This is a genomic window from Xenorhabdus bovienii, assembly GCF_024721015.1.
GTDB lineage: Bacteria > Pseudomonadota > Gammaproteobacteria > Enterobacterales > Enterobacteriaceae > Xenorhabdus > Xenorhabdus bovienii.
This window is the reverse complement of sequence record NZ_JANAIF010000085.1, coordinates 1-13987: the sequence shown is the minus strand read 5'-3', so window position 1 is coordinate 13987 and position 13987 is coordinate 1. Positions and strand designations below refer to the sequence as shown.

Genomic DNA, 13987 nt, shown 5'->3' with positions numbered 1-13987 from the left:
TCTACGTGAGAAGTAGAAATGGTGATACCACGCGCTTTTTCTTCTGGTGCGTTATCGATCTGATCGAATGCACGAGCGCTACCGCCGTAAGTTTTCGCCAGAACAGTGGTGATTGCAGCAGTCAGGGTAGTTTTACCGTGGTCAACGTGACCGATAGTACCAACGTTAACGTGCGGTTTTTTACGTTCGAACTTTTCTTTAGACACGACTCTATTCCTTAATATCGCTCCCTCATCACGAAGATAAGGGAGCCAAAAGATAGTAAACCCGAAAACTTATCTAGCTTTACGAGTTTCGATAATAGCCTGAGCGACGTTGCTAGGCGCTTCGTTGTACTTCAAAAACTCCATGGAGTAAGAAGCACGACCTTGGGTCTGAGAACGCAGGTCAGTAGCATAACCAAACATTTCAGATAATGGTACTTGAGCACGAACAATTTTGCCCGTTGCTAGATCATCCATACCTTCGATCATACCACGGCGACGGTTCAAGTCACCGATGACGTCGCCCATGTAGTCTTCTGGTGTTTCCACTTCAACTTTCATGATTGGTTCCAGCAGAACTGGTTTCGCTTTCATGAAGCCTTCTTTAAATGCCATGGATGCAGCAATTTTAAAGGCAATTTCCGAGGAGTCAACGTCATGGTAAGAACCATCAAACAGGGTAACTTTAACGTCAACAATTGGATAACCAGCTAGAACACCGCCTTTCAGCTGTTCACGAACGCCTTTATCTACGCCTGGAATATATTCTTTAGGAACAACACCACCGACGATTGCGTTCTCGAACACGTAACCGTCGCCACCTGGTTCCAGAGGCTCAACACGTAGCCAAACGTGACCATACTGACCACGACCACCTGACTGTTTAGCGTGTTTACCTTCCTGCTCAACGGTATTGCGAATAGTTTCACGGTAAGCAACCTGAGGTTTACCTACGTTCGCTTCAACGTTAAATTCGCGACGCATACGGTCAACCAGAACGTCGAGGTGCAATTCACCCATACCCGCGATAATAGTCTGACCAGTTTCTTCGTTACTGGATACGCGGAATGATGGGTCTTCCTGAGCCAGACGTCCTAAAGCGATACCCATTTTTTCTTGGTCAGCTTTAGTTTTTGGTTCGATGGCAACAGAGATAACTGGCTCTGGGAATTCCATACGCTCCAAAATGATTGGCAAGTTCAGGTCACAGAGAGTATCACCTGTAGTGACATCTTTCAGACCGATCGCAGCAGCGATATCGCCTGCGCGGACTTCTTTAATTTCTTCACGTTTGTTGGCGTGCATCTGAACGATACGGCCAAAACGTTCTTTCCGGTCTTTCACTGGGTTAAGAACTGTATCACCAGAGTTAACAACACCAGAGTAAACCCGGAAGAAAGTCAGGTTACCCACGAATGGGTCAGTCGCGATTTTGAACGCCAGTGCAGAGAACGGTTCTTCATCGCTGGAGTGACGCTCTGCTGGAGTATCTTTACCGTCTGGCAGCATTCCTTTGATAGATTCAACGTCAGTTGGTGCTGGCAGGTAATCGATAACTGCATCCAGCATCGCCTGAACACCTTTGTTCTTAAATGCAGAACCACAGGTAACCAGGATAATTTCGCTAGCCAGAACGCGCTTACGCAAAGCTGTCTTGATTTCTTCTTCAGTCAGCTCTTCACCGCCCAGATATTTGTCCATCAGTTCTTCTGATGCTTCTGCAGCGGATTCGATCAAATTCTGGTGCCATTCCTGAGCCAGCTCAACCATGTCAGCAGGGATCTCTTCGTACTCGAAAGTCACACCCTGATCTGCTTCACTCCAGTTGATCGCTTTCATTTTCAACAGGTCAACAACACCAGTGAAGGTATCTTCAGCGCCGATTGCCAGTTGAAGTGGAACAGGGTTCGCAGCCAGACGGCTTTTGATCTGTTCTACTACGCGCAGGAAGTTTGCTCCCATACGGTCCATTTTGTTAACGAACGCGATACGTGGAACATTGTATTTGTTAGCCTGACGCCATACAGTCTCAGACTGCGGCTGAACACCACCAACTGCACAGTAAACCATTACTGCGCCGTCAAGAACACGCATGGAACGTTCTACTTCGATGGTGAAGTCAACGTGGCCTGGGGTGTCGATGATGTTGACGCGGTGTGGCTCATACTGTTTAGCCATACCAGACCAGAATGCAGTTGTCGCAGCAGACGTGATTGTGATACCACGCTCCTGCTCCTGCTCCATCCAGTCCATTGTCGCTGAACCTTCGTGAGTTTCACCAATTTTATGGTTCACGCCTGTGTAAAACAGGATACGTTCAGTTGTCGTGGTTTTACCGGCGTCGATGTGAGCACTGATACCGATATTACGGTAACGTGCTATAGGTGTTTTACGAGCCATGTTTTCCTCTCTCGTGGGCGTTCAATTTTGAGAACGAGTAGCCCCGAGAAGCTACCCAGAACATATTCACTACGAAGGAATTACCAACGGTAGTGTGCGAACGCCTTGTTAGCTTCTGCCATACGGTGAACGTCTTCACGTTTCTTAACAGCAGTGCCTTTGTTTTCAGCCGCATCAGATAATTCATTCGCCAGGCGCAGAGCCATCGACTTATCACCGCGTTTACGAGCAGCATCAACGATCCAACGCATTGCCAGAGCATTACGACGAACCGGACGAACTTCAACTGGAACCTGATAGGTAGAACCACCAACACGGCGGGACTTAACTTCGACAGTCGGGCGCACGTTATCCAGCGCCAGCTCGAATGCTTCCAGATGACCTTTACTAGAACGCTGAGCCAGGGTCTCGAGCGCACTGTATACAATTGCTTCTGCGGTAGATTTTTTACCGTCTACCATCAGGATATTCACGAATTTGGCCAGCAATTCAGATCCGAATTTTGGATCTGGTAAAATTTTACGTTGACCAATTACACGACGACGTGGCATGGAAATACTCCGTTTCGAATTTCAGGGTTGTCCAAAACTCTACGAGTTTATTTTGACATTAAAGTGAAAAATGTTTGGCCTTACTTAACAGAGAACCATTAAGCCTTTGGCTTCTTCACACCGTACTTAGAACGACCTTGCTTACGGTCTTTAACACCAGAACAGTCCAGTGCACCGCGAACAGTGTGGTAACGCACACCTGGCAAGTCTTTTACACGACCGCCACGGATCAGGATAACGGAGTGTTCCTGCAAGTTGTGGCCTTCACCACCGATGTAGGAAGAAACTTCGAAACCGTTAGTCAAACGAACACGGCATACTTTACGCAATGCTGAGTTTGGTTTTTTAGGGGTGGTAGTATATACACGAGTACATACGCCACGCTTTTGCGGGCAAGCTTCCAGAGCAGGAACGTTGCTTTTCACAACTTTCGAGCTACGAGATTTGCGAACCAGCTGGTTAATAGTTGCCATTATTAAAAAAACTCCTGGTTTTTTTGCTTCGTAAACACGGATTTTATCCTCTGTCAGCCATAATGACAAAACATGAGGACGCGGAATTTTATTGCTGACTTGACGAGGTGTCAAGAAATATACAGCTTTTCTATGCTGGTAAAATACCTGCAATGACAAGGTATTTACTGACAAAGTTCAGATAATGTCTACCAGCCAAAATTTTGCGGATGTTTCGCTGTTAAGCTAACAAAGCCTTTGTAGTCTATCACCTGTACACGGTCTGAAATCTGCTCAACCAGCCCCCGTGCAATCAAATCTTCCTGCAAGGCATAAACCCGGGCTCCCGTACGGATCAATTCAGCCAAATAGCGATTGTCATTGATCCCCAGCAGCACGCCATTTTGCATTAACAGAACATCATCTGCATCAGAGACAAGGCCCAGCATCGCATTGAAGTCATCATGGTAAGGTGAGCGACTCACAGTATATAACATGTTACCCCTCCGCAATAGATTAAAATTTCAACACAACATCATATCCTGATAGTACTTCACGTATTGCCGCCGCCGGGAGAAATTCCGCCTCCAGCACAAGGTCGCTTGCTGGGCTGCCTCCCCGAGCGTTCAGATCATCGAGGCAAATGTAGCATTTATCAATGTCATACAGGGGCAGTAGCTTAAATGTTGAGATGTAATCACGCGCCAGAATTGTCTCTGGCTGCTGATTGGCCAACAGTTGGAATACCCCATCAGAAATAAAGAATATGCCAATTTGCTCAGTCAATGCCGATGTTGCAAGCAGCGCATCCAGACCTTCCCTGCCAGCAGAAGATCCGTGGGGAGCTTCAGTAAAAACGAAGGCGATTTTTTTCATCAGAACCCTCAATACCGGGTATGCTCCTAGAATTGTACCACGCGATCACACAGCATCATGGCTTCAGCCAACGAACCCAATCCACTGAGCTCAAACCCATCCGCCAGATTCACGGCGGACAGATTGAGTTCGTTGGCCTGCTGTTCATCTGTGACACCGCGACGCAGTGCCGCTGCAACACAAATAAACAAGTTGAATTGGTGCTGGGCGGCTATTGCCTGCCACGCCCTGACCAGATCGAACTCATCACTGGCGGGAGCCACCAGCCGATTGCCATTTTGGACACCTTCGCGATAAAAAAACACGCTGTGCAGTTTATGGCCTGAAGCAACCAGCGCCTGAGCAAATTGATAGGCACTGCTGGCTTGCTGAGTGCCATAAGCCGGCCCAGTCACCAGCAGGCAATAAGACAGCGATGACATTATTTCTCCGAACTCGCGTATTCACCATTTTTAAACTGGCGAATATAAAGATATACGGTATGTTTGGAGATATTCAGACGATCAGCAACCTGATTAATCGCATCTTTAATATCAAAAATCCCTTTCTCATAGAGATTCAGGACAACCTGTCTGTTTTTCGCATTATTGGAAACATTGCGATCAGCATTCACTTCTTCGATAGTAAATTCCAGTGTCTGTGCCACAAGATCATCTACTGAAGAGGCAAAATTAACGTTTGAAGACACCTCATGCGTTTTTTCAGGAATAAAGGTTTGAATAATCTCAGAGAAAGGCACATCCAGGTTCATATTAATACACAAAAGCCCAATGACCCGACGAGAGCGATTACGAATAGCAATCGTGACGGATTTCATCAATGCACCGCTTTTTGCCCGCGTGAAATACGCTTTGGAAACATTACAGTCTTCATCTGTAATGTCGTGCAGCATCCGTAATGCCAAATCCGTAATGGGAGAACCAATTTTACGGCCGGTATGCTCACCATTAGCTATTCTGACAGCTGAACATTTAAGGTCCTCCAGTGAATGAAGAACAATTTCACAATGCCCACCAATCAGCATAGCCAAGCCATCAACAGCAGCTTCGTAAGATTTTAAAATTTCATGATCCGTTTCACTGAACGGTTGGTTTTCCAGTAAATCAATATCACTGTTATCACCGGATAATAGTGGGGTAGACATGCAATACACCATCCTTCAAGCTCAGACTTTGCCTCACCGAAAATATCAGGGCGAGATTTATTATAAAATCACATTAATGCAACTTAACAGAAAACATTTCAAATGTTCTGTGTTCTATTCAGAATAATGACGTTAAAACCACATTGAATTGCCGTCAAGCCCTTGCTGCACAGACCGCAGAGTTTTATCACAGCTTTTATACTCAATATACCTGAAATATGAAAAAGTTATTTCATTTAATACCGTTAAAAAATAATAAATAGCAAAAATTATTTTTCTGTCGTCATGTGGCTTATTACTTACCAAGTTGAGGTAAATACCGAGATAACAAAACAGGGGCTATCAGCCCCTGCTATCACATTACGTCTAATTATTGTGGAAATTATTTTGCCTTGGCAGCCGGCTTGATATCCAGCAATTCAATATCAAAGACTAAAGTAGAATTAGCAGGAATACTAGGAAGACTTGCTTTGCCATAAGCCAAATCCGGTGGAATGACCAGAGTGATTTTCCCGCCTTTTTTCACATGCTGTAAACCTTCTTTCCAGCCGGGAATAATACGATCCAAACCAATTGTCAGGGGTTCTTTGCGCTCATAGGAGCTGTCGAACACCTTGCCATCGATCAAACTACCTTTGTAGTTTACAACCACCGTATCTTTTTCTGTTGGTGTTTTACCACTCCCTTCCTTCTCTATTTTGTAGAGAAGCCCGGTTTTAGTTTTTACAACACCCGATTCCTTGGCAAACTGCTCACTGTATTTAGCCCCTTTTTCAGCATTTTCATCAGCTTCTTTCTCTGCCTTAGCTTGTGCTGCATTTTTCACTTTAACTTCAAAAGCGCCAAGGATCTGCTGAATTTCTTGATCATTCAGTTTGCTTTTATCCTTTAATGCATCTTCAACACCCGCCAATAACTGAGATTGGTCTAACTTGATACCGAGCGATTCCTGCTCTTTTAATGAAGCGCCCATGTAGCGACCCAGAGAAGAACCCAATGCATAAGCGTTTTGCTGATTTTCTGTTTTAAACGCACTATTCAGTTTTACTTCGTTTTCTGTATTAGCAGACAATGCCTGCGGTACACTAAATGCCATTGCCAGTGACGCTGCCAATAAAGTCGTTTTTAACAATGATTTCATCCTATTCTCCAATCAGTTTTTTTGGGATTCACCGTCCGCAAAAGCTACGTGAACGAACTCACTATAACTGTCTGCGGAAACCGAACACAATACTCGTCATACATTGGCTTCAAAACCATTAAAACAAAGAGGTTTCATGGTAACCCTCTTTTATAGAATGTTTTGAGTATTATAGTGCCAACTTGATTAAAATAATCATTCCGACACGAAATTAACTAACCAAAGATAAGAGGGAAGATAGTGGAATTATCCGAATTTGAACAAAGATTTGAACAGCTAGAAACCAAACTGGCCTACCAGGAAGTCACTATTGAAGAACTGAATAAAGAAGTGAGAAAACAACAGATAGAAACTGAAAAGCTCAAAGAGCAACTACAGTTAATGTCCGAACGCCTGAAAACCCACCAGTCGTCGATCATCGCACCGCTCTCGGAAGAAACACCGCCCCCTCATTACTGATACCATTCCCGCCTTTTCAGGCAGAAAAATACTTGCCAAGGAAGGCGGGAACACAAAAAAGAGAAGCCTCATCTGCGCTTCCCTTTTTTCTGCTTAACGATTAATGGCAGCCGCCGCCACAGCATGCATGCTCTTCATGATCATGATCGTGGTCGTGATCGCCGCAACCACCCTGACCATGCACATGGCCGTGAGCCAATTCTTCTTCGGTCGCTTCACGGATAGCAACGATTTCAACGTTGAATTTCAGATTCTGGCCAGCCAGCATGTGGTTGCCGTCAACGACAACTTCATCACCTTCCAGAGCGGTAATTTCAACTGGCACAGGCCCCATGTCTGTATCAGCCAGGAAACGCATACCCACCTGCAATTCATCAACGCCAACAAAAACATCTTTTGGTACGCGTTGAACTAAATTTTCATCATACTGACCGTATGCATCATTTGCTTCGACGCTAACATCAAAACGTTCACCCGCCTCACGCCCTTCCACCGCTTTCTCTAAACCGCTGATCAGAGAACCACGGCCATGCAGATAGTCTAACGGTGCACTCACCGGAGACTCATCAACCAAAACACCTTCTTCTGTTCTTACTTGATAAGCCAGGCTGACCACCAAGTCTTGTGCTACTTTCATGACATCTCCTACATACCCGAGGGGAAAAAACCCCGTGAGGGAAAATTTTTACGGCTAAAAAAATGCTGCTGATTGTAACGGAATTCTACTTCTCTGTACCTAGCGACAGCAAAATTTATCCATTATTTGTTGTTCATACATTGAATTATTGTGGTTTAAAGATACCAATAACCTGTTCCTGCTCTCTAACATGAGGCGCCACGGTTTCATCGGTTTGCCGCTGCACATGCCCACAATGGACACACTCCACAATATCGACTTTATTTTCCTGCCACATCGCCAGCGTATCCTGCGACTGACACTTGGGACAAACCGCTCCTGCAATAAAACGTTTACGACTGACTGACATGATTCACCCCATTGCTATTTATATTCGTCCCAGCCTTCCGGCCGGCGACGCTCATTAAGCATTTCCCGTTCAAACAGTTCTTCCAATTCCCTGCGAGCCTCTTTCACACGGGATATCTGCGCCACGTCGCCATGTAACTGAGGCATCAGCTCACGTAACATACGCATATCCAGACGGCGGAAATGCTGCTGGGCACGATAAGCCTGATGTGGATGCATTCCAGTCTTAATCAATGCCTTACGACCAAGTTCCAGAGCACTGGAAAACGTTTCACGGCTGAAATCTTTAACATCATTCTGCAACAGCTCATGCGCTTCCAGACGCCCTCTCGCCCGCGCAATAATATGCAGGTGAGGAAAATTCTTCTGGCACAGATGCACTATCGCCATGGTCTCTTCCGGCTCATCACTGGCAATCACGATAGCCTCGGCTTTTGCCGCCCCCGCAGCACGCAGCAACTCCCGCTCTCTCGCATCGCCATAATACACCTTATAGCCATAACGACGCAGCGTACTGATGGCACTGGCATCACGTTCCAATACCGTGATACGGATTTTATTCGCCATCAGAAGGCGCCCCACTACCTGCCCAAAACGGCCAAATCCTACCAGAATCACCTGTGGTTCATTATCCTCCACAAATGGCTGTTCACTGTTTTTTTCTTCCTGGGCATTATAATACCCAGCCAGAATACGTTGGATCAACTGCATCACTAGAGGCGTCGTCATCATCGACAATGTAACGACAACCAACAACAGTGACATTTGATTCTGATCCAGCACGCTCTGCCCCAGCGCCGTTGAGAATAAAACAAATGCAAATTCCCCGCCCTGACTCAGCACGCCGGAAAACTGCAAACACGATGAGTTTTTCAAGCCGGCAAGCCTGCCGATCACATACAGAATGAAAATTTTTATCAGAACCAGTCCCAAAACACTGAATAATACCCCTGACAAATGAGTCAACAGTACGCCCATATTCAAAGACATGCCGACGGAAATAAAAAATAGCCCCAGCAGCAGCCCTTTAAATGGCTCAATAGAAATTTCCAACTCATGGCGATATTCACTGTCAGCCAGCAAAACCCCGGCAATAAAAGTCCCGAGCGCCATTGAAAAACCCAGTTCCTCCATGAAAATCGCCGCTCCCAGCACCACCAACAGCGCCGCCGCCGTGAACACCTCCCTGACATCCGATTTCACCACCAACCGGAACAGTGGGCGCAGCAGATATCGCCCTCCCAGCAACATGCCCGCAAAAGCAACAAATTTCAGCCCGACCCGATACCAGTCACTGGATGCCGTACTGCCAGCCAACAGAGGAATCAAAGCCAGAGCGGGGATCAAAGCCATATCCTGAAACAGCAGGATAGAAAAACCGAGTTGCCCGCTTTCACTGCCGGTCATTCCTTTCTCTTTCATCAACTGTAGCGCCATGGCCGTCGATGACATAGCAAGGCCAATTCCACCGATAACAGCGGCCTGCCATGAAAAATTTGTCAGACACAGGAATAAAATCAGCACCAGCGCAGTCAATACAACCTGAGCCGTACCCGCACCAAAGATAGATCGCCTAAGCTGCCAGAGTTTTGCCGGATTCAGCTCAAGGCCAATGATGAACATCAGGAAAACAACACCCAGTTCAGAGAAATGCAGAATTTCCTCGACATCCTTGATAAACCCCAGCCCCCACGGGCCAAGTACAATCCCGGCAATCAGATAACCTAATACCGCCCCAATCTTGAATTTCTGGGCAAGGGGAACAGCCACAACAGCAGCAAACAAAAACAGTGTTCCGGCGCTTAACAGCGCTGAATTCTCCATAATTACATCCCTCCCAAAGACAAAGGCGATTTCAGCCATTCCCGATAAGCATTCGCGTAACTGGCAAGCACTTCAGGTCGTTGGCGCCTGGCCCAATAAATGATCATGGGTGATAACCAATGCATATGACACATCGATGCCGTTAATTCGAAAGGACGGAGAATTTCTTCCATCGGATAGAGGTTATATCCACCTCTCCGGTAAGCACCTTCGGGTTCTCCTGTGGTGATGACGGAGCGCCAATACTTTCCTCTCAGCGCCAGTTCTGACCCGCCGACAAAGTCACGGCTCAACACGCGATCCATCCACTCTTTCAGTAAAGCAGGGCAACTATAAGTATACAACGGATGCTGAAAAACAATGATTTGATGCTCACGCAGCAATTTCTGCTCTAAAGGCACATCAATAAAAAAATCGGGATAGCAGCCGTATAGATCGTGAAGAGTGACATGCTCCAACGCCTGCACGGGCTGTAGCAAAACATGATTAGCCACAGAGATCTGTGGTTCTGGATGGATATATAACAGCAATATTTTAGGCGGCAATAGCATCATTCCCCCTAGGACGTGTCAGGACACCTATTTTCCGCTACCATGCATGTCAAGCGATCAAATCGAATACATACAACGTGTAATTATTAACTTAACATATTCTATAACAGACAACCTCTATGATTGTTTTCTCATCTCTGCAAATCCGTCGCGGCATTCGCGTCCTACTGGACAATGCCAGCGCAACTATCAATCCCGGCCAAAAAGTGGGATTGGTGGGTAAAAATGGCTGTGGTAAATCTACCCTGCTTTCATTACTGAAAGGTGAACTCCAGGCTGAAAATGGCTCCGTAACATTTCCCAACAACTGGGCGCTGGCGTGGGTGAATCAAGAAACGCCGGCTTTGGAAATTTCAGCACTGGAATATGTGATAGACGGTGACCGTGAATTCCGGCAACTGGAACAGAAGCTGAAAATCGCCAATGAACAGAATGACGGTCACGCGATTGCTCATCTTCACGGCCAGCTTGATACCATTCAGGCATGGACAATCCGTGCACGGGCATCCAGTCTGCTGCATGGCCTTGGGTTTTCCCAACCCCAGTTGGAACAGTCAGTCAGTTCATTTTCCGGGGGCTGGCGTATGCGGCTCAATCTGGCTCAAGCGCTGATTTGTCGTTCCGACCTGCTGCTGCTCGATGAACCGACCAACCACCTAGATTTAGACGCGGTCATCTGGCTCGAAAAGTGGCTGAAAAACTATACCGGCACCTTGATCCTGATATCTCACGATAGGGACTTTCTTGATCCGATCATTGATAAAGTCCTGCACATTGAACAGCTGATTTTGGCTGAATACACCGGCAACTACTCCTCCTTTGAGCGGCAACGCGCGGCTAAACTTGCCCAGCAACAGGCTCTGTATCAAAGCCAGCAGGAAAAAGTGACTCACCTGCAAAGCTATATTGACCGTTTTCGTGCCAAAGCTTCCAAAGCGAAGCAGGCACAAAGCCGCATTAAGATGCTGGAGCGCATGGAACTCATCGCCCCTGCTCATGTTGATAACCCATTTCGTTTCAGCTTCCGCCAGCCGGACAGCCTGCCAAGCCCGCTTTTGGTGATGGAAAAAGTCAGTGCCGGATATGGTGAAAAAACCGTGCTGGATTCGATCAAATTAAATCTCGTACCGGGATCACGTATCGGCCTGTTGGGGCGCAACGGAGCGGGTAAATCTACATTGATCAAACTTCTGGCGGGTGGACTTGCACCACAGCGGGGCGAGATCGCCTTAGCCAAAGGCATCAAACTGGGGTATTTCGCCCAGCATCAGCTGGAATACCTGCGCGCAGATGAATCCCCGCTGCAACATTTAGTCAGAATCGCACCACAGGAAACGGAACAGCAACTCCGTGACTATCTGGGCGGCTTTAGTTTCAAAGGTAATCAAGTGACCGATCCGAGTGGGCGTTTTTCCGGTGGAGAAAAAGCCCGACTGGTATTAGCGCTGATTGTCTGGCAACGACCGAACCTTCTGCTGCTTGATGAACCGACCAACCACCTTGATCTGGATATGAGGCAGGCGCTGACTGAAGCGTTAATTGATTTCGACGGTGCACTGGTTGTGGTATCGCACGACAGACATTTATTACGCTCCACAACCGATGAACTTTATCTGGTACATGATGGCAAAGTAGAACCGTTCACCGGCGATTTGGAAGACTATCAGCAATGGCTGACTGAACAGCAACGCCAACAAACGCGTGAAAATCAGGAAAAGGAAAAAGCGGCCTCAAGTCCCGATGCTTCAATGAATGGCGCTCAAAATTACAGTGCCCAGGAGCGTAAAGATCAAAAACGGCGTGAGGCCGAATTTCGCAACCAGACGCAGCCATTACGCAAGCAACTTACTGCCCTTGAAAAACAGATGGAAAAACTGGGCACAGCATTGGCCGAGTGGGAAGAAAAGCTGTCAGATAACACAATCTACGAAAATGATCGCAAAACTGAATTGACCGAATGCCTGCAACAACAGACTCAAACCAAATCCAAGTTAGAAGATGCGGAAATGGAGTGGCTGGATATTCAGGAACAACTTGAACAGATGAGCGAAGCATTTAACGCGGATCAGTAAATTAATTTATTTTCTTTAACTTTTCGAAATTATTGGGCATTGATATTCAATGCCCAAATCTTGAAAAAACCGTCCCTTGTTTACAAAACAAAAAAGTAAACACATTCAAACGAACAGCTATTTTATTGACGGTAAAAAATGATAACTCATTTATCTAGAAAGGTTATTTACACTTGAAAAACACCTGAGCGTCTAATTAGCATTTCAGACTCCTTATTGAGAATAATCTTACCACTCAACTCCCAAATACCATTTCCGTAAAAAATTTCATAACAACAATTGAGAGTAAAACGATCAATAGTAAAACGGTGCCTTGCTAACTGACTTACAAATTAGCAACCAATGCAGAAAAATTTTCAACATCATCAATCAGATGATCATCGATTGATTTACCCCATATTACGCCGAGTTCTATTTTTTTATCCGTTTCAACAATTTCCAGCAAATTCATATAATACTCAGGGATCGAGCTGATAATACGTTGAGGAACACACGTATACGCACTATTTTTTGTAATCATCTCCATGATGAGCATAATGTCATTAGTCTTTAATAACAAATGCTTACTGTCACCCGTATAAATAGGGAATACGTTAAGGCAATCGGTTAACTCAACAATATCTTTTTTTTCTGATGAATGAACCGGAACATTCCCATTTCCAAATCGACTTTTCTCCGCCCTAAATTTAGGTATCAGGTGGCTACTTCTTTTAAAAAGATAGACCAGTTTTTCAGTAAAAATCTTTTTTGGCTCCAACTGAGTTATCGCAGCCAGAGGCATCACCGCGACATGTAGCATTCCCGCATTCAACAAACTGATCTGCTGCTCAACCGACAACCCGGTCATCAGCGCCAATACGACATTCCCTTTCTTATCCGCGATCTGCTTTTCTATCTGAGAATAGTTATGGATAGGAAAACAAGACCCAACATATAAATGCCTGATAATGTCTTCCTTTGAATCAAAATGAACCCGACTTTTAAACTGTTCATAGTGAGATAAAAATTTTCGGGCATTTTCCAGCGTCTTATGCCCGAAGTCTGTCAATCTCGTTCCATTTGGCCCCCTTAGGAATAATGAAGCACCAAGAATACCTTCCAACCCGTGTATTTTCTTCGTCAAGGCAGGCTGAGAAAGATAAAGCCTCTCTGAAGCTTTATGATAATTAAGAGTCTCAGCCAAAACGATAAAAGCCTCAAGATTGCGTATATCCATGTTCTCTCGCTCAATGATTGTTTAATAACTACAAAACATTACAGACTCATGGTGATAGCATTTTAACTTAGCGTTTTGCTAAAGGTTTTATCAGGACAACTGGTCAAAATGTTAACTAATAAAATGTTAGTTAACAAGGGTACAATTAGCAAAATATTTATTAATGCAGTGTTTTAATTTACTTTATAAGTAATTACAATAGAAACTAAAAACCAAAGTACACAACTGACGGTACAGCACCAGGAAAACTTCAATCTATATCCGTCGTCATTGAAGATGCTTGATTTTTCATTTGTATCAGATCATGATCGCGCTCATGAAAATTAATCTGA

At 45.5% G+C, this 13987-nt stretch carries 16 protein-coding genes; 2 read left to right on the top strand and 14 right to left on the bottom strand.

The genetic code is table 11. The features are described 5' to 3' along the window. From NXS07_RS16775 to fkpA, 9 genes are all read right to left on the bottom strand, one after another. Positions 1 to 206: GTP-binding protein (locus NXS07_RS16775; RefSeq protein ID WP_258087180.1), on the bottom strand; the 206-nt coding region annotated here is incomplete at its 3' end. Between the two features lie 69 nt (positions 207 to 275). Continuing rightward, the gene (gene fusA, locus NXS07_RS16770) at positions 276 to 2384 is read right to left on the bottom strand and encodes an elongation factor G (RefSeq protein WP_038195536.1); all 2109 of its coding nucleotides are present in this window, start codon (positions 2382 to 2384) and stop codon (positions 276 to 278) included. Between the two features lie 80 nt (positions 2385 to 2464). After that, positions 2465 to 2935, bottom strand: coding sequence for a 30S ribosomal protein S7 (gene rpsG, locus NXS07_RS16765; protein WP_012990344.1), 471 nt, complete (start codon positions 2933 to 2935; stop codon positions 2465 to 2467). 98 nt (positions 2936 to 3033) lie between these two features. Continuing rightward, positions 3034 to 3408: a 30S ribosomal protein S12 gene (rpsL, locus tag NXS07_RS16760; protein WP_004246896.1), complete on the bottom strand. Its 375-nt coding sequence runs from the start codon at positions 3406 to 3408 to the stop codon at positions 3034 to 3036. Positions 3409 to 3596: 188 nt separating this feature from the next. Further along, positions 3597 to 3884: a sulfurtransferase complex subunit TusB gene (gene tusB, locus NXS07_RS16755; protein ID WP_038223926.1), complete on the bottom strand. Its 288-nt coding sequence runs from the start codon at positions 3882 to 3884 to the stop codon at positions 3597 to 3599. A 19-nt stretch (positions 3885 to 3903) separates the two neighbouring features. Next, a complete protein-coding gene (tusC, locus tag NXS07_RS16750) occupies positions 3904 to 4263 on the bottom strand; it encodes a sulfurtransferase complex subunit TusC (RefSeq protein ID WP_258087179.1) in 360 nt (119 codons plus the stop codon). Between the two features lie 26 nt (positions 4264 to 4289). Beyond that, positions 4290 to 4685, bottom strand: a complete 396-nt coding sequence (gene tusD, locus NXS07_RS16745) for a sulfurtransferase complex subunit TusD (RefSeq protein ID WP_038195541.1) — start codon at positions 4683 to 4685, stop codon at positions 4290 to 4292. After that, complete coding sequence (locus NXS07_RS16740; protein WP_038195543.1) at positions 4685 to 5407, bottom strand: helix-turn-helix transcriptional regulator; 723 nt, start codon at positions 5405 to 5407, stop codon at positions 4685 to 4687. The genes tusD and NXS07_RS16740 overlap by 1 nt, the downstream gene beginning before the upstream one ends. 382 nt (positions 5408 to 5789) lie before the next feature. Further along, positions 5790 to 6548 (bottom strand): FKBP-type peptidyl-prolyl cis-trans isomerase, encoded by a 759-nt coding sequence (gene fkpA / locus NXS07_RS16735; RefSeq protein WP_051863057.1) that lies wholly within the window; start codon positions 6546 to 6548, stop codon positions 5790 to 5792. 240 nt (positions 6549 to 6788) lie between these two features. Between fkpA and NXS07_RS16730 the strand changes: the two genes are divergently transcribed. Then, the gene (locus NXS07_RS16730; protein ID WP_038189400.1) at positions 6789 to 7007 is read left to right on the top strand and encodes a SlyX family protein; all 219 of its coding nucleotides are present in this window, start codon (positions 6789 to 6791) and stop codon (positions 7005 to 7007) included. Between the two features lie 100 nt (positions 7008 to 7107). Here NXS07_RS16730 and slyD read toward each other — a convergent pair whose 3' ends face one another. From slyD to kefG, 4 genes are all read right to left on the bottom strand, one after another. Further along, the gene (gene slyD, locus NXS07_RS16725) at positions 7108 to 7644 is read right to left on the bottom strand and encodes a peptidylprolyl isomerase (RefSeq protein WP_038254971.1); all 537 of its coding nucleotides are present in this window, start codon (positions 7642 to 7644) and stop codon (positions 7108 to 7110) included. Positions 7645 to 7789: 145 nt separating this feature from the next. Then, positions 7790 to 7993 carry a YheV family putative zinc ribbon protein gene (locus NXS07_RS16720; RefSeq protein ID WP_038204467.1) on the bottom strand — a complete coding sequence of 68 codons (204 nt, stop codon included), beginning with the start codon at positions 7991 to 7993 and terminating at the stop codon, positions 7790 to 7792. A gap of 14 nt (positions 7994 to 8007) precedes the next feature. After that, entirely contained in the window at positions 8008 to 9816 is a 1809-nt protein-coding gene (gene kefB / locus NXS07_RS16715) for a glutathione-regulated potassium-efflux system protein KefB (protein ID WP_038204464.1), read from the bottom strand. Positions 9817 to 9818: 2 nt separating this feature from the next. Beyond that, positions 9819 to 10367 (bottom strand): glutathione-regulated potassium-efflux system ancillary protein KefG, encoded by a 549-nt coding sequence (gene kefG, locus NXS07_RS16710; RefSeq protein WP_196244164.1) that lies wholly within the window; start codon positions 10365 to 10367, stop codon positions 9819 to 9821. A 119-nt stretch (positions 10368 to 10486) separates the two neighbouring features. Between kefG and NXS07_RS16705 the strand changes: the two genes are divergently transcribed. Beyond that, positions 10487 to 12439 carry an ABC transporter ATP-binding protein gene (locus NXS07_RS16705; RefSeq protein ID WP_258087178.1) on the top strand — a complete coding sequence of 651 codons (1953 nt, stop codon included), beginning with the start codon at positions 10487 to 10489 and terminating at the stop codon, positions 12437 to 12439. Between the two features lie 325 nt (positions 12440 to 12764). Here the strand turns inward: NXS07_RS16705 and NXS07_RS16700 are convergent, their stop codons facing one another. Beyond that, positions 12765 to 13655 (bottom strand): LysR family transcriptional regulator, encoded by an 891-nt coding sequence (locus NXS07_RS16700; protein WP_258087177.1) that lies wholly within the window; start codon positions 13653 to 13655, stop codon positions 12765 to 12767. Positions 13656 to 13987: the final 332 nt, after the last annotated feature.